19 protein-coding genes are annotated in these 18,371 nt (G+C 39.3%); 8 read left to right on the top strand and 11 right to left on the bottom strand.

Annotation, left to right across the window (positions count from 1 at the left end; translation table 11 throughout):
• Window positions 1–26 precede the first annotated feature (26 nt).
• The 9 genes from HWV58_RS17250 to ubiE form a co-directional block, all read right to left on the bottom strand.
• Window positions 27–767: an isoprenyl transferase gene (locus HWV58_RS17250; RefSeq protein WP_124559542.1), complete on the bottom strand. Its 741-nt coding sequence runs from the start codon at window positions 765–767 to the stop codon at window positions 27–29.
• A 19-nt stretch (window positions 768–786) separates the two neighbouring features.
• Window positions 787–1,590, bottom strand: a complete 804-nt coding sequence (gene porG / locus HWV58_RS17255; protein ID WP_175635284.1) for a type IX secretion system protein PorG — start codon at window positions 1,588–1,590, stop codon at window positions 787–789.
• A gap of 2 nt (window positions 1,591–1,592) precedes the next feature.
• Complete coding sequence (locus HWV58_RS17260) at window positions 1,593–2,474, bottom strand: NAD kinase (RefSeq protein ID WP_175635285.1); 882 nt, start codon at window positions 2,472–2,474, stop codon at window positions 1,593–1,595.
• A 9-nt stretch (window positions 2,475–2,483) separates the two neighbouring features.
• A complete protein-coding gene (locus tag HWV58_RS17265; protein ID WP_175635286.1) occupies window positions 2,484–3,146 on the bottom strand; it encodes a CBS domain-containing protein in 663 nt (220 codons plus the stop codon).
• Complete coding sequence (locus HWV58_RS17270) at window positions 3,146–3,910, bottom strand: alpha/beta fold hydrolase (RefSeq protein ID WP_175635287.1); 765 nt, start codon at window positions 3,908–3,910, stop codon at window positions 3,146–3,148. Before HWV58_RS17270 ends, HWV58_RS17265 begins: the two co-directional genes overlap by 1 nt.
• 200 nt (window positions 3,911–4,110) lie before the next feature.
• Window positions 4,111–4,557, bottom strand: a complete 447-nt coding sequence (locus HWV58_RS17275; RefSeq protein ID WP_175635288.1) for a GatB/YqeY domain-containing protein — start codon at window positions 4,555–4,557, stop codon at window positions 4,111–4,113.
• Between the two features lie 128 nt (window positions 4,558–4,685).
• Window positions 4,686–5,444 (bottom strand): SDR family oxidoreductase, encoded by a 759-nt coding sequence (locus HWV58_RS17280; protein ID WP_175635289.1) that lies wholly within the window; start codon window positions 5,442–5,444, stop codon window positions 4,686–4,688.
• A gap of 92 nt (window positions 5,445–5,536) precedes the next feature.
• Window positions 5,537–6,334: a type IX secretion/gliding motility protein PorT/SprT gene (porT, locus tag HWV58_RS17285; RefSeq protein WP_175635290.1), complete on the bottom strand. Its 798-nt coding sequence runs from the start codon at window positions 6,332–6,334 to the stop codon at window positions 5,537–5,539.
• The gene (ubiE, locus tag HWV58_RS17290) at window positions 6,331–7,062 is read right to left on the bottom strand and encodes a bifunctional demethylmenaquinone methyltransferase/2-methoxy-6-polyprenyl-1,4-benzoquinol methylase UbiE (RefSeq protein ID WP_175635291.1); all 732 of its coding nucleotides are present in this window, start codon (window positions 7,060–7,062) and stop codon (window positions 6,331–6,333) included. Before ubiE ends, porT begins: the two co-directional genes overlap by 4 nt.
• A 153-nt stretch (window positions 7,063–7,215) precedes the next feature.
• Between ubiE and yihA the strand changes: the two genes are divergently transcribed.
• The 3 genes from yihA to HWV58_RS17305 all read left to right on the top strand — a co-directional run bounded on the left by yihA (window position 7,216) and on the right by HWV58_RS17305 (window position 10,703).
• On the top strand, window positions 7,216–7,839 hold the full coding sequence (yihA, locus tag HWV58_RS17295; protein ID WP_175635292.1) for a ribosome biogenesis GTP-binding protein YihA/YsxC: 624 nt from the start codon (window positions 7,216–7,218) through the stop codon (window positions 7,837–7,839).
• Between the two features lie 98 nt (window positions 7,840–7,937).
• Window positions 7,938–8,795, top strand: a complete 858-nt coding sequence (locus HWV58_RS17300) for a UbiA-like polyprenyltransferase (RefSeq protein WP_175635293.1) — start codon at window positions 7,938–7,940, stop codon at window positions 8,793–8,795.
• Between the two features lie 201 nt (window positions 8,796–8,996).
• On the top strand, window positions 8,997–10,703 hold the full coding sequence (locus tag HWV58_RS17305) for a M3 family oligoendopeptidase (protein ID WP_175635294.1): 1,707 nt from the start codon (window positions 8,997–8,999) through the stop codon (window positions 10,701–10,703).
• A 122-nt stretch (window positions 10,704–10,825) separates the two neighbouring features.
• Here HWV58_RS17305 and HWV58_RS17310 read toward each other — a convergent pair whose 3' ends face one another.
• Window positions 10,826–12,046, bottom strand: coding sequence for an MFS transporter (locus HWV58_RS17310; protein ID WP_175635295.1), 1,221 nt, complete (start codon window positions 12,044–12,046; stop codon window positions 10,826–10,828).
• A 290-nt stretch (window positions 12,047–12,336) separates the two neighbouring features.
• Between HWV58_RS17310 and HWV58_RS17315 the strand changes: the two genes are divergently transcribed.
• The 3 genes from HWV58_RS17315 to HWV58_RS24625 are packed head-to-tail and all read left to right on the top strand — an operon-like array spanning window position 12,337 to window position 14,819.
• On the top strand, window positions 12,337–14,286 hold the full coding sequence (locus tag HWV58_RS17315) for an amino acid permease (protein WP_175635296.1): 1,950 nt from the start codon (window positions 12,337–12,339) through the stop codon (window positions 14,284–14,286).
• Window positions 14,287–14,291: 5 nt separating this feature from the next.
• Complete coding sequence (locus HWV58_RS17320) at window positions 14,292–14,669, top strand: transposase (RefSeq protein WP_217707019.1); 378 nt, start codon at window positions 14,292–14,294, stop codon at window positions 14,667–14,669.
• A 24-nt stretch (window positions 14,670–14,693) separates the two neighbouring features.
• The gene (locus tag HWV58_RS24625) at window positions 14,694–14,819 is read left to right on the top strand and encodes a transposase (protein WP_262890332.1); all 126 of its coding nucleotides are present in this window, start codon (window positions 14,694–14,696) and stop codon (window positions 14,817–14,819) included.
• Between the two features lie 194 nt (window positions 14,820–15,013).
• Here the strand turns inward: HWV58_RS24625 and HWV58_RS17325 are convergent, their stop codons facing one another.
• A complete protein-coding gene (locus HWV58_RS17325; RefSeq protein WP_175635297.1) occupies window positions 15,014–16,972 on the bottom strand; it encodes a KUP/HAK/KT family potassium transporter in 1,959 nt (652 codons plus the stop codon).
• Between the two features lie 180 nt (window positions 16,973–17,152).
• On the opposite strand from HWV58_RS17325, the gene HWV58_RS17330 reads away from it, so the two are divergent.
• Together HWV58_RS17330 and HWV58_RS17335 are read left to right on the top strand one after the other, a co-directional pair.
• Complete coding sequence (locus tag HWV58_RS17330; protein WP_235972755.1) at window positions 17,153–17,683, top strand: T9SS type A sorting domain-containing protein; 531 nt, start codon at window positions 17,153–17,155, stop codon at window positions 17,681–17,683.
• Between the two features lie 76 nt (window positions 17,684–17,759).
• Window positions 17,760–18,371: a fumarylacetoacetate hydrolase family protein gene (locus tag HWV58_RS17335; RefSeq protein ID WP_175635298.1), complete on the top strand. Its 612-nt coding sequence runs from the start codon at window positions 17,760–17,762 to the stop codon at window positions 18,369–18,371.

The following is an 18,371-nucleotide window of genomic DNA, read 5'->3' on the forward strand; positions in this document are numbered from 1 at the left end:
CTTGTTAAAAAGTGTTAAAAGAAAAATTAGTTTAATTGCTCGCTAATTTTACCAAAACGGCGTTCGCGTTTTTGATAGTCTACAATGGCCTCGAAAAGATCTTCGCGCCTGAAATCCGGCCACAAAACATCAGTAAAATAAAACTCGGTATAAGCCATCTGCCAAAGCAGGTAGTTGCTAATCCGGTGCTCGCCACTTGTTCTGATCATTAACTCCGGATCGGGGATATTTACTGTTGTTAACTTCGAAGAAAACAAGTTTTCATCTATATCGGCCAAAGAAATGGTATCGTTTTTAACTTCGGCAGCAATTTTTTTGGCTGCTTCTAAAATCTCCCACTTGGCACTGTAACTTAACGCCAGCGTTAAGGTGCATTTTTCGTTGTGGGCTGTTTTATCCATGGCTTCTTTTAAATCGTTGATGCAGGCTTGCGGTAACGATTCGATATTGCCGATGGCATTAAGCTTAATATTATTTTTATTAAGTGTTTCGGTTTCGTTGTTGATGGTCGAAATGAGGATCTGCATTAAAGCATCTACCTCTTCTTTAGGCCTGTTCCAGTTTTCGGTAGAAAAGGCATACAGGGTAAGGTATTCAATACCCACCTCTACACAGCCTTCTACGATATCTTTTACAGAAAGTACACCTTGCTCATGTCCGAAAACCCGCACTTTTCCCTGGCCTTTTGCCCATCTTCCGTTGCCATCCATAATTACGGCAATGTGCTTTGGCAGGCGGCTATAGTCTATTTGTTCTTTAAATCCCATTAATTATGTCAAAATCAGCTTAAAAGGAATAGCATTTTGAGGATACAAAGGTAAAAGATATGCCAACACTAACAAATAGATAAGTGTCCCTTTTTCTAAAATCGCCTCTTTGTGTACCGGGATATCCGATTTGGTTAACAGAAGGATCGGATAAATTAACCTGGTTCTGCCCATTTCCCCTGATTACGGGGTTATCGGGATAGCGTCCACTTACATCATCGATATAATCGGTAAACGGAGTGCGGTAGCCTATTTCGGTAAAAACACTCCAGGTATCTTTGTAATTGTACCTTAAGCCCAATCCATACGGAATGGTTAAAACCACATTCTTGTAGCCATTTTCCTGACCCTCGGTAGCCAGCCTGTCTAAGCGGTATTTCTCCCCATCAACTTTTACTGTTGGTTTAAACACTACAAAACCGGCACCTGTAAACAGATAAGGTGTAAACTGCCGGGTTCCACCGCCAATATTAAAATTAAAGAAGTTAAAATCTACTATCCCGCTAAATTCGTTTAAAGCTGTTTTAAACTGCAGGTTTCGTTCCCTGAACTGGGCATTGTTTGATTCGGAATCTTTAGCCTGTATTTGGCCGTAAGTATAATTTAAGCGTACCCCCAGGTATTGGTTAAAATTGCGTTTAACATAGGCTCCACCAGAAAAACCACTAATTTGCAAGGGGTTGTTTTGGTTCAGATCGCCCATGTAACCTGCTCCACCTGCCATTAAACCCAGCTCCCATGAAGGCTCTCCTTCCTGTGCACGAACAAGCTGTCCGCCCAAAAGAAATAAGAGGATAAGGAAGAGTGGTTTATTTGGCGTCATATCTAGTAGTTACGGGTATCGATTCCCCATAATAATTTATTCCTTAACGTGTTTAAATACGTTTCATTGTTAAGGCGGATAAGATTTACACAAAAATCGGCTTTTCTGATGGTAATTTTTACCGACCGCTCTACTGTTACCGTACGGCTATCGCATGAAACCAGAAATTTCGATTCCCTGGCTTCTACCTCAAACGAGAGTTTATTATCATCAGGCACTACTACCGGTCTTACATTTAAGTTGTGCGGCGCAATAGGCGTAACCACAAAATTTTCAGAATCGGGATAAATAATCGGGCCACCGCAGCTCAAAGAATAAGCGGTAGAGCCTGTTGGTGTGGCGATAATCAACCCATCAGCCCAATAAGAGTTAATAAACTCATCATTCATAGAGGCATGAATAATCATCATGGCCGAATTATCACGGCGGTGAATGGTAATATCGTTTAAGGCAAAGTTTTCTTCGCCAAACAAGCCGTTTTCCGATTCTAAGGTAAGCAGTGAGCGGGTATCTAAAGTATATTCTTTATTGATCAGGGCTTGCAGCGCATCCCCTATCTCATTTTTATTGATACTGGCCAGAAAACCCAGGCGACCAAAATTGATCCCGATTACGGGAATACCCGAATTGCGAATCAGCGATAAAGTATCTAACAGCGTACCATCGCCCCCAAGGCTTAGCAGCACATCGGCCTGTTCTTTTAACTCGCTATGGTTATGAAAAATAACAGTATTTTCGGGCAGTTTAATTTTGCCTTGTAGTGAAGTTTTGAATTTCGAATATAAAACGGGCTGGATATGGTGTTCGGCCAGATGATTAAAGACCTCCTGAACGTACGGCAAAACCGTATCGTTAAAATCTCTCCCGTAAATTGCAATCCTCATAAAGTAGGTTTATACATTTAAATAATTCATGAACGAATCGTAACGCTCCTGCGACCCATCATCAATCTGTGTGTTGTTGTACACCTCTTTTACCTGATAATCATATCTTTCGAAAGAAGCTACCAATGAAGTAATTTCAGTTTTATTTACTTTTAATGTTACTTCTAAACGTGTAGAATCTGCAAAAGAATTCACGTAAGAAGAAAGAATTTGTGCATTATCGGCTTCTACAATTTGCGAAATGTGTGCCAGTGAGTTATCGCGGTTACTGATTTCGAGTACAATAATGCCACCTGGCTCATTTACAGCGTACTGTTGGGCAACCGCATCAACCACATTACTGATGGGAATTATACCTGCATAATTTTTCTGCTGGTCTAAAACCGGAACAGCTGTAAGCTTTAACTGGCTCAGCAGCCTGATCACATCGTAGGTATGTGCATCGCTCTGTACAAATACATTAAGCAGGTTTACCGATGCATTGTTTAAAAGGGTATCGTGGTTATGAATGTTCAATAAATCATCTTCTGCTACCAGGCCCAAAAAAGCGGTTTCGTTAACAACCGGCAAGTGCTTTAGTTTAAAATCGTTCATCCGATCTAAAGCCTTTTGCACCGTGTCATCGCTTCTCAGTGTTGGTATAACTTTCGATATGATTTCTTGAGCAAACATTATTTTAACAATATCCTGTCTAAAAATTTCTCTAAAAAAGCATTAAATATTCCGGGATGCTCCATCATAGGTGCATGTCCGCATTTATCAACCCAGTTCAACTCAGAATTGGGCAACAGTTCGTGAAATTCTTCAGCCACTTCTGGTGGCGTAACTTTATCGTTTTTTCCCCAGATTAACGAAACCGGGATGGTAATTTTCGATAATTCTTTGGCCATGTTATGGCGTATAGCTGATTTTGCCATGGTTAAGATACGAATTACTCTCGATCTATCGTTAACTGTTTTAAATACGTCATCAACCAGCTCTTTGGTTGCCGTAGCCGGATCATAAAAGGTAAATTCTACTTTCTCTTTAATATAATCGTAGCTCTCTCTGCGTGGGAAAGAACCTCCAAAAGCATTTTCGTATAAACCAGAACTACCTGTTAAAACCAGGGCCTTAACAAATTCCTGATGGGCAACTGTAAATACCAAACCTACGTGGCCACCAAGGGAGTTACCTACCAGCACTACCTGACTTAAGTTCTTGAATTTCAAAAACCGATGCAGGTACCTCGATAGCGCCTTTACACCAAGCGTTAAAATGGGTAAGTCGTATATCGGCAAAATCGGGATTACTACATGATAGCGGTCTTTAAAATGATCGATAACCGGCTCCCAATTGCTCAATTCGCCCATTAGGCCGTGCAGCAATACCAGCGTTTCGCCTTTTCCAGCTTCGATGTATTTAAATCCGTCTTCTTCTATTACCTGGTATGTCATATATATAAATAGGATGGTACTGTGCTACTAAGTTAGTAGAGTAAAATTAAATTTTTGCATTTCTTTGCCATTTTTCTGAAATAAAATCCAAAACGGTCTAAAAATGCCTTTTGCAAAGCGTAAAGCATAAAATCGGCAAGCGGTAAACACGCTATAAGCTTTGGTCTTTCAGCTGTAATCTTTCTGCTTTTACCTTCAAACTAGGCTAGTTGCTCTTTAACAATTTCGGCAATCAATTTACCATCGGCTTTACCGGCAAGTTCTTTGTTCGCCATGCCCATTACTTTCCCCATATCCTTAACCGATGTAGCGCCAGATTGTTTGATTACCGTTTCGATAATTGCTGCAACCACTTCCCTATCCAATTGTTTAGGCAAAAACTGGTTAATTACTGCAATTTCTTCTTCTTCTACCTGATACAAATCCTCACGGTTTTGCTGTTTATAAATATCTGCCGATTCGCGACGTTGTTTAATCAGTTTCTGAAGGATTTTAAGCTCAGTTTCTTCTGTAATTTCTTCTGAAGAACCTTTTTCGGTTTTAGCCAAAAGTAAAGCAGCCTTTATTGCCCTTAAACCTCTTAACTGTGCATTGTTTTTAGCCAACATGGCTTTTTTTATTTCCTGATCTATTGTTGTTGATATCATTTTCTTTTAAATGGTTAATCGGTTATTTGTTCAAATCGGTTAATTGTACAGTTTATCAATTTAAACGGTTTCAAAGGTTAGGCGCCTGAGCAATTAACCAATTTAAACAGTTTATACAGTTAACCTGACTAACCTCTATTTATAATTGTTGCTGTTGCCTGTACAGTTGGCATAATCAGCATATCGTTAATGTTTACATGCTTAGGTCTGCTTACCACGTACCATATTGCATCGGCAATATCATCGGCAATTAATGGCTCCAGGTTTTCGTAAACCTTTTTTGCCCGGTCTTCATCACCTTTAAAACGCACCACCGAAAATTCGGTTTCTACCATGCCCGGATTAATTTCGGTAACCTTAATACCGTGTGGCAAAAGATCAATACGCATTCCTTTGCTCAGTGCATCAACGGCATGTTTGCTGGCACAATATACATTTCCATTTGGATAAACTTCTTTACCTGCAATAGAACCGATGTTAATAATGTGTCCCGATTGGTTCGGGATCATCCAGTTGGAAACAATTTTGGTTACATAAAGCAATCCCTTCACATTGGTATCGATCATCGTATCCCAATCGTCGGTATTGCCTTTATCAATCGGGTCTAATCCCTGGCTTAAACCTGCATTATTCACCAGCACATCTACCTTTTTCCATTCGGCTGGTAAAACTTCTAAAGCAGTAGTTAAGCTTTCTTTACTCCGCACATCGGCAATAACCTGTTTAATTTCAATCGCATATTTATCTGCCAAATGATGGGCTATTTTGGCCAGTCTTTCTTCTCTGCGGGCCAAAAGTATTAAGTGGTATCCTTGTTGGGCAAATGTATGTGCGCAAGCTTCACCAATACCAGAAGTTGCACCTGTAATTAATGCGATTTTAGACATATTTATGAATTTAAGTCACGGTAAACTTTACGGTTAAAAACCAGTTTAATCTACCTACGTAGACAAAGATAAGTTTTTTTGAATGTTAAAGACTATTGAAAAATCAAACTGAACGTGAATTGACGCAATTTCAACTTATCGATCGGATTAGCATAAGCGGTATCGTCGTGCTTCAGTATATCGCTTGTAGAATACGACACTTTAATTTCGGGCGACATTTTAAAATACTCGAAATAAAGGTCAAAACCGATTCCCGTTTCGTACGAAAGGTAATTCCGTTCGTTTTTGAGCAATTTGTTTACCGCGCTTTCGCCTTCATCAAAAGTTTTCTTTTTGGAGGCAATATCGATCGAATATTTTGCACCACCCAGCCAGTAAGCCCTGAAATTATTTAAGCGGTTCGATTTGATTTTAATACCCAGCGGAAATTCGAACATGGTAGCCTGCACTTTCTTATCAACCAGGGTTTGAAAATTCTTGGTTTGCCCATTGCCCACATTAACCGGATCGGTTGGCACATATTCGTAACTCACAACCCTATCGCTAAAAATGAGTGAAGGTGTAGAGCGGATATCGAAATTTTCGGAAATATTCCTGTTCATCACAAAACCCAAACCGAAGCCCTGCGAAGGTTTGCTCGAAATCGAATTTAACGAATTGGTAACCATTGTACCCGAAGCGGGATCGTAAGAAACGCCGTTGCTGTTGGGCACCTCGTAAAAAGGCGCCCGCCAGTTCTGTTTTTTGAGGATTTTATATTCTGCCGAAATGTATTGAAAATTAAAACCAAAACTCCAGTCCTCATCATCTATACCACCACCCCAGTTTTGAGCAAGAGCGGCTGTAGAAATACTAAAGAGTGAAAGAATGAGGCTTAATTTTTTTATCATTTAGTTCCGGTATATATCGAACTTATTCCAAACGTTAAACTTTTGTGTTTGGTACTTTTAAAACCAATTTTTTGCATCAGTGCCGTAAAATCTTCTCCATCGGGAAAAGCCGCCACCGATTCGGGCAGGTATGTATAAGCCCGGTGATCTTTAGAAAACAGTTTACCGAAAAAAGGAGTTACCTGTTTAAAATAGAAACTATAAAGTTGCTTCACCGGAAAAACTTTGGGTTTCGAAAATTCGAGTATCACCATTTTTCCATTTGGTTTAAGCACGCGGTACATATCGGCCAAACCTTTTTCCAGGTTTTCGAAATTACGCACCCCATAAGCACAGGTAATGGCATCGAAGGTGTGATCGTCAAAATGCAAGCCTTCCGAATCGCCAACCTGAACCGAAAAAACTTCGTTTAAACTGCGCTCATTGATTTTCTTTTTGGCTACTTCGAGCATACCCTCAGAAATATCAACACCGATTACCTTTTCGGGATGAAGCTTTTTAATGGCTTCAAAAGCAAAATCGCCCGTTCCGGTAGCGACATCAAGCATTGTTCTCGGGTGGATTGAAACGAGTTCTTTAATGGCCTTTTTGCGCCAAAGCACATCAATGCCCAGTGAAAGAAAATGGTTTAAAAAATCGTAAGTGCCCGAAATATTATTGAACATGGTTGCAACCTGTTCTTTTTTGGTTGCATCTGCTACCTGATATGGAGTGATATTCTGATTCATGATATGTGGCAAAGATAGAGAAAAGAGTTTGCAGTTGGGAGTTTAGAGTTTGCAGTTTAGTGATTCCTATAAACTTTACGAAGCGTTGACCTCGGTAAATTCAAGCTCCCAACTCCAACCCCCCAACTCAAAACTAATTATTACCTTTGCATCATGGTTATCAAAACAGCAGCATTTATATGCAGCAACACCCAGGTTTCGGCTTTGCCGCCACCAACAATGCCCGAGTATGCCTTTATTGGTCGCTCTAATGTGGGTAAATCTTCATTAATCAACATGTTGGTTAATCAGCATGGTTTGGCAAAAACATCTCAACGTCCGGGGAAAACACAGCTTATCAATCACTTTCTGGTTAATGATGCCTGGTATATTGTTGATTTGCCGGGTTACGGTTATGCCAAAGTTTCGAAAACAAGTCGCGAAAAGTGGGAAAAATTTATCCGCGCTTACCTTACCAAAAGAGAAAGCTTACAATGCGTTTTTGTTTTGATCGATAGCCGCTTGGAGCCGCAACAAATTGATATTGAATTTTGTTACTGGCTGGGCGAAAAACAAATTCCCTTTTCTTTAATCTTTACCAAAGCCGATAAACAAGGCATGACCACCACACAAAAAAATGTGGCAGGCTTTAAACGTAAACTGGGTGAATTTTTCGAAGAAATTCCGGCAACTTTTATCACTTCGGCCGAAAAAGCCCTGGGAAAAGAAGAAGTGCTGAACTTCATCCATGAAGTAAATAATGATTTTGTAGTCCCTACGGATTATAAGCGGTTTTAAGGTTCAATAGTTCACTGGTCATTGGTTCATTTGTAATTTACAACCTGCCATTAACCATCGACTATGAACCAATAATAACAGTTAACCATTACCAATAAATGAAAAAATACTTTTCACTCGTATTATTTGCACACTCGGTTTTTGCATTACCTTTTGCCATGATCGGATTCTTTTTGGGTGTAACTACCACCGATAATCCCTTTTCGTGGTACAAATTAATATTGGTTTTGCTCTGTATGGTTTTTGCACGCAACTCGGCCATGGCTTTTAACCGCTACCTCGACCGGAATATCGATGCCAAAAACCCACGTACTAAAATGCGCGATATCCCTGCAGGGAAAGTTTCGGCAAATGAAGCGCTCACTTTTGTGATCATCAATTGCGTATTATTTGCCATTGCTACCTATTTTATTAATCCGCTTTGTTTTTATTTATCGCCGGTGGCCCTGTTTGTAGTATTATTTTATAGTTACACCAAAAGGTTTACGGCACTGTGCCACCTGGTATTAGGTCTGGGCCTATCGCTGGCACCAATTGGGGCATATATCGCTGTAACCGGTCAGTTTGCTTTGGTTCCGGTTTTATATTCTTTAACCGTGTTGTTCTGGGTAAGTGGTTTCGATATCATTTATGCATTGCAGGACGAAGATTTCGACCGCGAAGAAAAATTACATTCTATTCCATCTGCTCTTGGCATAAAAAATGCACTGAACGTTTCGGTTTTGCTGCATGTATTTTCGGCAGTCTGCGTAATCTTACCCGTATTCTTTACAGAATTTAGCTGGGTTTATTATGTAGGAATTGTATTTTTCTGCTCTATGTTGATTTATCAGCACCTGCTTGTAAAACCAAACGACATTAGCAAAGTAAACCGGGCATTTCAAACCTTAAATGGTTATGCCTCGGTAGTATTTGCCATTTGCTTTTTAATAGACGCGTATTTGAGACATAAATAGAAATGAGTGAAGGAGAGAATTTTGAATGATTAAATGCTTTTTGTAACTAATCAAATTCAATCACTATTCCATCAGTCATTCAATAATTAAACAATAAAAAATGAGTGAATTTTGAATGACGAAATGATTGAGTTTTGCATTAAATCGCTCAACTCCTATTCTTTCATTCAACAACTCTCTAATTCAATAATTAAACTAACCATGATCATCACCAAAAAACCAAGAACATATATTCCACAGGATTTAACCATTACCTGGGAAAGCCTGGCCCCTATTTTTGATGAATTGCAAAACCGAAACATTGCTGGCAATGCAGAATTAGTGCAATGGCTAAAAGACCGTTCGGAGCTTGAGGCTGCTTTAGAGGAAGATTTTGCCTGGCGTTACATCAAAATGAGCTGCGATACGGCCAACGAAGAACTGGTTAAAAGTTTTCAATATTTCGCTACTGAAATTTCGCCGAAAATATCGCCACTATCTAACGAGCTAAACAAGAAATTTGTTGAAAGTCCGTTTATGGATGAACTCGATAAGGAAAAATATTTCGTTTATAACAGGTCGGTTAAAAAGGCATTGGAACTTTTCCGCGAAGAAAATATCGAACTGTTTACCGAACTGCAGGTTAAGCAACAGAAGTACCAGAGCATTACAGGCGCCATGAGCGTAGAAATTAATGGCCAGGAATATACGTTGGAGCAGGCTTCTATTTTGGTCAAAGATTTAAACCGCGAAGTGCGCGAAAATGCTTTCAGAACCATCCAGCAGCGTCGCCTTGTTGATAAAGACGATTTAAATATCTTGTTTGATGAACTGATCAGACTACGTAATCAGGTGGCCCTGAATGCAGGTTTTGAAAATTACCGCGATTACATGTTTCAGGCTTTAGGCCGTTTTGATTATACCCCGCAAGATTGCTACGACTTTGCAAACGCCATTGAGAAAGAGATTGTTCCGATTTTGAAAGAACAAGCTGAGAAACGCAGGGAAGCACTGGGCTTAGATACTTTAAAACCATGGGATTTAGAGGTGAGTGTAAGTGGTAAGGCTGCATTAAAGCCTTTCAACAACGGCGCAGAACTAATTGACAAAAGTATTGCCTGCTTTAACGCCATCGACCCTAAACTGGGCGAAAAACTGGCAACCATGAAAGCCAACAACCTTTTTGATGTAGAGAGCAGAAAAGGCAAAGCTCCTGGCGGATACAACTATCCTTTGGCCGAAACCGGAGCACCATTTATCTTCATGAACTCGGCCAACTCGCTCCGCGATTTAACCACGATGGTACACGAAGGAGGGCACGCTGTTCATACCTTCTTAACGGCCAATTTAGAATTGAACGATTTTAAACATTGTCCGTCGGAAGTGGCAGAACTGGCCTCAATGAGCATGGAATTAATTTCTATGGATAAATGGGATGTTTATTTCGATAACGAGGAAGATTTAATCCGCGCTAAAAAGGAACAGCTGGCCGATGTTTTAAAAACATTGCCATGGGTAGCGGTAATCGACCAGTTTCAACACTGGATTTACACCAACCCTAACCATACTGCTGCAGACCGTGAAGAAACTTTTAAGCAGATTTATAACCGCTTTGGTGCGGGCTTTGCCAACTGGGATGGCTTGGAGCAACAATTCGGCAATATCTGGCAAAAACAGCTGCATTTGTTCGAAGTTCCTTTTTACTATATCGAGTACGCAATTGCCCAGCTAGGTGCCATTGCGGTTTGGAAAAACTACAAGGAAAACCCTGAAAAAGCATTAGACCAATATCTGGCCGCACTGGCTTTGGGTTACACTAAACCAATGAACGAGATTTATGAAACTGCCGGAATTAAATTCGACTTTAGCGCCGAATATGTAAAAGAACTGGCCAGCTTTGTAAAAGGTGAACTGGATAAACTGGGATAGAACAAGGTAAAAGGTTTAAAGGTGGAAGGCTGAAGGTAAAAGCGTTTCCACTCAAAAAAACAAAAAGTCGTAGCATTCGCTACGACTTTTTGTTAGTGTTTAAATTTGAAAATTTGGTTGCCTTAATCCGCCACTTCTCTTTTTCTTACTTTCAAAATCATAAACATGACGATTAATGAGATTACAATCATAATCAAATAGCTATAGCTCAGGTTGCGTTCATCCCTAGCCGGCACCAGGCTTACCACAGCATAGCTCAAAAACGACACAATAACATAAGTAATCCCTCCGGTTAAACCACCTGCAATCCCCGCATTTTTAGGGAATTTACTCAAACAAAAGGTAAAGTAGTTGTTGAAAGTAAAACCTGCCCCAATGTGGATAATAAAGGCAAAAAAGATCAACGAGTAAAGGTTACTGATAAAGTTAAGGCTCAGCATCATTAATACCACAAATACCAGCTGCAAAACTGAATTAATGGCCAAACGCTTGAAAAACGGACGGTTAATGGTGGCTTTTCCAATAAAACCGCCAACCATCCAAGCAAAGCCCAATACCAGTGAGCTATATCCTGCAATTACAGGTGAAAGGTGCAAATGGTGCTCAATAATAAATGGCCCTGTCATGTTGTAAACCATTACCATACAATAAGCCAGTCCAAGCATAACAATCCCTAAAGTAAAGCTGGTGGTTTTAATCATAGTGGCATAAATGTTGGCTATTTTCTTCAACTGGAAATCGGTAAAATGTTTCAAAGTTTCGCCGCTGAACAAAAACTCAAGCAGAGCAAAAACCAGGGCAAAACCACCAAGGAAATAGAAGTTAGATTCCCAGCCAAAAACCGTTTGCAGATAGCCTCCAATAAAAGGTGCAACAATTGGCCCGGTTGACCAGATGATAGAAAACAAACTGAGGTAATGCTTAAGCTGGTCGCCTTCAAAAAGATCGACAAAATAGGCGCGCTTTGCAACCACTATTGCCCCAACGGTAAGCCCGTGTATAATCCGCATTAAGTAAATCAGATAGATGTTGTGCGTATTGGCAATAATGAGGCTGGCAGCGGCAAAAATCAACAGCGAATACAAACCGATTTTATAGCGGCCAAAGCTATCGAGCACACTGCCGATAAACAGCTGCGCAACACCATAACTGATCAGAAATATACTTAGCGTAAGCTGAACCTGAACGTTGCTCACCTGCATTTCACCTGCCATAGTTGGCAGAGATGGAATGTAAATATCGGTGGCAAATCCCGACAGGGGAATCAGGGCAAAAGCCAGTATGGTGGCTATCCCCTGATGATGTTCTTTAATGTATTTAATGTCTAAAGTACCTGTATTCATAAAAGATAAAATTGTAGCTGTTTATATTCCAATCAAACAAAATTTTATGTATGCAAATCCCTCTTGAAGATTGAAGTGAGCAAAATTACTGCTTTGGCACTGCTTAAAATTATGCCAATCAAATAAAGGCTTATGATGAGCAAATAATTGAACTTTTTGACATTAATTTCATAAAACATCAGCATTTTGGTGGCATTTTATTCGCAATTGGCGTGTAATGAAATTTATATCTTGCTTTAAATGTTTTTAGCCAAACTTTTTATAAGTTTGAAGAAACAATCAAACAACAAATGTTCGAAAAGCTATTCAGAAAGAAATCCATTTCCAAGATATTACAAGATGCGGCAAAAGGCTATGGCGACCACGAAAACACTTTACATAAAACCCTCGGTGTACGCGATTTAACTGCCTTTGGCATTGCAGCTATTATTGGTGCTGGCATTTTTAGTACGATTGGCAAAGCCAGCGCAGATGGCGGTCCGGCGGTAATTTTCCTGTTTATTTTTACTGCAGTTGCCTGTAGTTTTGCAGCTTTTGCTTATGCCGAATTTGCATCAATGGTACCGGTTTCGGGCAGTGCCTACACCTATTCATACGTTGCTTTTGGTGAACTGGTGGCCTGGATTATTGGCTGGTCGCTCATTATGGAATACTCCATCGGGAACATTACCGTAGCCATATCTTGGTCTGATTACTTTACAGGACTACTTTCTACGATAAAAATACCCCCCTTAGGGATTGACGGCATCCACGTACCAGACTGGATGACGATGGATTACCTCAGTGCTTACAATGGCCATAAACATGCAGAAGCCCTATTGGCCGCAGGCAAAAATTTAGCCGATTTAGATTCGGCAACAGCGCTTGCCAATAATGCATGGCTTACTGCGCCAAAAATTGGCGGTTTCCACCTGGTAGCCGATCTTCCGGCTTTAGCCATTATCATCCTGATTACCTGGCTAATTTACCGCGGAATGAAAGAAAGCCGCAATGCCAGTAATGCCATGGTTGTTGTTAAACTAGCCGTAATTTTATTGGTACTGGCGGTAGGTATATTTTATGTCGATACTAAAAACTGGAATCCTTTTGCACCAAACGGTGTTTCGGGTGTATTGAAGGGTGTTTCTGCCGTATTTTTTGCTTACATCGGCTTCGATGCCATTTCTACAACAGCCGAAGAGTGTAAAAACCCACAACGCGATTTACCTCGAGGTATGATGTGGGCCATTATTATTTGTACCATTCTTTATGTAGCTATAGCGCTGGTTCTAACCGGTATTGTAAAGTCTGATACTTTGGCTGTAGGCGATCCGCTGGCTTTTGTTTTCGATCAGATCGATCTTAAATTGATGAGCGGTATTATTGCTGTTAGTGCTGTTTTTGCTATGGCAAGTGTACTTTTGGTGTTTCAAATGGGTCAACCACGTATTTGGATGAGTATGAGCAGAGACGGACTGTTACCGAAATCATTTTCAAAAATTCACCCAAAATATAAAACACCTTCATTTGCTACTATTGTGGTAGGTTTTGTAGTTGCAGTTCCATCACTATTCATGAACCTCACCATCGTTACCGACCTTTGTTCTATCGGAACACTTTTCGCTTTCGTATTGGTTTGTGCTGGTGTTTTGGTACTTCAAAACAGGCCTGATGTACAACGTGGAAAATTCAAGATCCCGTATGTAAACAGTAAATTCATCGTTCCGGTTATATTTATTGCGAGCATTATCTTCGCATTTACACAATACGGAAAAGAAACCAAAGCTTTCTTTCTTAACTCGCCAAAAACTGTGGAAACGGTAAATTTTGTTACCTCTTTAAATGGCGAAGAGCTTAAAATTGTTAAGGAAGAAATTGTTCAAAATGCTTCTCCGCAAATCATTCTGGCCGAGAAAGTGGATGCAGAATCTTACCTAAGCGCATTACCGGGCGATCGCTATGAGCAGTTTATTGCAGCTTCGAAGGTTAGTATCGACAAGAAATACGAAAGTGGTTGGAGCCTCTTTAAACACAAAATCCCTATGTGGATTTTTCTGATTATCTGCGTAGTTATCACCTTCTATTGCATTACCAAAAACCTTTCATTAATTCCGGCATTAGGGTTAATTAGTTGTTTATACATGATGTGCGAACTGGGTATTTCGAACTGGATTGGTTTTGGTATCTGGTTGGTTGTAGGCCTGGTTGTTTATTTTGCTTATGGGTACAAGCATAGTAAGCTGGCACAGACTGAGCACTAAATATCATGAAGTATAATCCTCTAATACATTATCGGAAATCGATCAGATTAAAGGGTTATGATTACTCAAAAGCAGGAGCTTATTTCATTACCATTTGTTGCGAAGAGCGGCTCCGTAGATTTGGGAAAGTTTCAGACGATAAAATGATCTTAAATGAATTAGGAAGGCTTGCTTATGATGAATGGATCAAATTAGCGCATAGATTTTCAAATTTCGAACTTGATGTTTTTCAGATAATGCCGAATCATATGCACGGTATTATCGTCTTGTCAGATGTCGGGGCGAACGCGAGGGTCGCACAAGAAGAAGAAAACACACTAAACCCGACAATTTCCGATATTATTGGCGCATATAAATCAATCGTTTCAAACGAATGCCTGTGATTATTCAAATCGCAAAACAAAACAATGGGTAAGGTATGGCAACGGAATTATTACGAGCATATCATCCGTGATGAAAGAACATATCAAAACATCTCCAATTATATCATCAACAATCCCAGTAAATGGAACGACGATAAATTTCATGTTTAAACAAAAAATCCTCTTTCCATAATAGAAAGAGGATTACATTTATTTCTTCTTAACAAAAGCTAAAGCGGTTATTATTATCAAGCCTAAACCAGATGCTATCATGTAATTATTTGCGTGATTCAGGTGATATATCTTTGCTACAGGCCCCGCAATAAACAAAATTATAGCCAGCAGAATAATCAGGTTCCTGCTCATTAAACTGGTAGTCTATTCAGTTCAATATCATCAGGCGTAACAAAGATCAGTGGTACTTTCTCTACATCCACATAACTGCTATCCAAACCAAAACTGCGTTCTTCTGATAAACTTAATCTTTTGAGGATAAAATAATAGTCCATAATTGAGCGCTCGTAGAAGCTCAGTTTAGTAAATTTAGATAAGTGTTTCTCTAAAAGAACAAACCTAAAATCGCCTGCAATTTTATGCTTGTTTAACGAAGTGTACTGACTTGTAATATCAATTTCACCGTTCTTAACCAGCTCTTCAACCACCTTACGGTAAAGCAGGTTTACACGTTGCTCAATCCGGAAACCTAATTTAAAATCGATCCTGATCAACTTACCAGGAATCAGGAATTCAACCTTGTAATCCAAAGTATAAGGCTCGTCCATTACATCAACGTGCACTAACCAATATACATCTGCACGTTTTGGTTCTTTCTGAATAATGGAATAAATAATTTTCGACTCAATCTCGGTTTTGAAATTGGCACTGGTTAAATATACCAGCTGAGAAGAGTATTTAGGCACAGATTCATCACTGCTCAATTCGCTCAAAATCTGGTAGTAATCTTCAATTTCTACATACTTAACAAAGCGGTTTTTAATTTTACGCGCTACAAACCAACTCCACATAATGGTAAACAGAAGCGATCCGATTAATACCGTTACCCAACCTCCATGCAAGAATTTAGTTAAATTACTAATCAGGAAAGTACCTTCAATAATTACATAAGTAAAGAAGAAAATAGCAATCAGGTATTTAGGGAAACGCCTGCTTCTTAAGTAAAAACTAACCAAAATGGTAGTCATTAACATGGCAATTGTAATAGACAAGCCATAGGCTGCATCCATTTGTTCTGATTTTTTGAAAAGCAAAACAATACCGCAACAGCCAATCCAAAGCATCCAGTTAATAGATGGAACATAAAGCTGTCCTTTAGAAACGGAAGGATAAATAATTTTGATTTTTGGCCAAAGGTTTAAACGAACGGCCTCAGATATTAAAGTAAATGACCCACTAATTAAAGCCTGACTGGCAATTACAGCAGCCATTGTTGCCAATATAACCATCGGGATCTGAACCTGATCGGGAACAATCTGAAAGAAAGGGTTCATTTTAGCTCCCGGAACATAGGTGGTGCTGTTGTGCAAAATCCAAACACCCTGCCCTAAATAGTTAAGAATAAGGGTGAGTTTTACAAAAATCCAGCTGATGCGGATGTTGTTTCTTCCGCAATGGCCTAAATCTGAATACAAGGCCTCGGCTCCTGTTGTACATAAGAATACCCCACCGAGAATCAAAAAAGCCAGCTTATTGGTTACCAGTAAATGAATAGCATAATATGGATTAAATGCCTTTAAAACGCTAAAATCTTTAACAATAAAAGATACACCTAAAACCCCTAATACACCAAACCAAACAAACATTACCGGTCCGAACAATTTACCAACCAGGTTGGTACCGAACTGCTGAATAATAAAAAGAACAGTGAGGATAATTAATACAATCGGAATAACCTGTACATCGAATTTCTTGGTCAAACCTTCAATTGCCGAAGTAACGGTAATACTCGGTGTGATAATACCATCGGCAAGCAGGGCACAACCACCCACAATGGCCGGAACGACTAGCCATTTAGCTTTTTTACGCACAAGCGAAAACAAAGAAAAAATCCCCCCCTCACCTTTGTTATCGGCACGTAAGGTAATAATCACATATTTTACGGTGGTTTGCAGGGTTAGCGTCCAAATGATACAAGATAATACTCCGAGCACATTGGTAGGATTGATATCCTGTTTACCGCCAAGGATAATGGTAAAAATTGCATTTAAGGTATATAATGGTGATGTACCAATATCGCCGAATACAATTCCCAAACTAATTAGAACCCCACCAGCGGTTAACGCGTTGACATTTTTATGATTTGACACTTCGTTGATTATTTTAGTGCGGCAAAAGTAAACTAACTATAACAATTTAACAACCAAATTATTGTGTATTTTCAACACTATGAAATTTAAATATTATTGTTAAATTGTGTTAAATTATGGCTTTTAAACAAAATGTTTAATTTCTTTGTTTTAAATTAATACATTTGCATTACCAATTTGATGAAACTCTACACTAAGACAACGTTGCTCACCAAAATAGCCTGCACATTGTGTATGGTTTTGTTGTGCAGCCTAAATTCTTGGTCACAACAGGCTGATAGCATTAAGATTAGCCTTAAAAACAGAGCCAAAAAAGTTAGCAGAATCCCCGAAATTAAAGCCAATATCACCCCTTACAAGCCGCTTTACATGTCAATTGGTGGCAGTGGCTTATTTAATTCTTATTCTACTACTCCCAGAGCTGCAACGGTTACACCTAAAGATAAATTGTTAACCATTGTAAAAATATATCCGAATCCAGTTGAAGAGCAGTTAAATATTATCCTTTCTATTGGTAAAGACGGTACACAAACTACAATAAAAATCATCGATTTACTGGGCAACGAAGTAGCTACTTTATCAAACGAGCGCTTAAATGCCGGCGAACAAACCAAAACCTTCACCATTCCAAGCAGGATCAATGCAGGCATCTACTTTTTAAGGGTTATTGCCGGGACAGAAAGTCAGGTAAAACGCATCTCAGTTTTATAACACCATTTTCTTTTCTATTTTTGAATTTGACCTGGGTTTAACTCGTGTCTATTTTCTTACACCACAATTTTTAAAAATGAAAATCATAGCCATTGGCCGTAATTATGCCGAACATGCCAAAGAACTGAACAATCCGGTTCCAACTACCCCGGTAATTTTTTTGAAACCTGATACAGCAGTACTAAAAGATAACAAGCCGTTTTACCTGCCCGATTTTTCTGATGATATTCATTACGAACTGGAAGTAGTTTTAAAAATTTGTAAGGAAGGAAAGCATATTGCCGAAAAATTTGCAGCCAATTATTATGACGAAGTGGCCCTAGGTATTGATTTTACCGCCCGTGATATCCAAAGCAAACACAAAGAAAAAGGGTTACCATGGGAACTGGCTAAGGCGTTTGACAACTCTGCCCCCATCAGCCTTTTCAGCCCTAAAAGTGATTTCGAAGACCTTTATAATTTAAATTTTGAACTCAAAATAAACGGAGAAAGTCGCCAGGTTGGCCATACTAAAGATCTGCTCTTCTCGTTCGAGAAGATAATCAGCTTTGTTTCGCAATATATTACTTTAAAAAAAGGCGACTTAATTTTTACGGGTACACCAGCAGGTGTAGGCAAAATTAATAAAGGCGATAAGTTAGAAGCATGGCTGGAAGACAAACAACTATTAAATTTTGATGTAAAATAA

Origin of the sequence: Pedobacter ghigonis (genome assembly GCF_903166585.1) — a bacterium.
In the GTDB taxonomy this organism is placed as follows: Bacteria; Bacteroidota; Bacteroidia; order Sphingobacteriales; family Sphingobacteriaceae; genus Pedobacter; species Pedobacter ghigonis.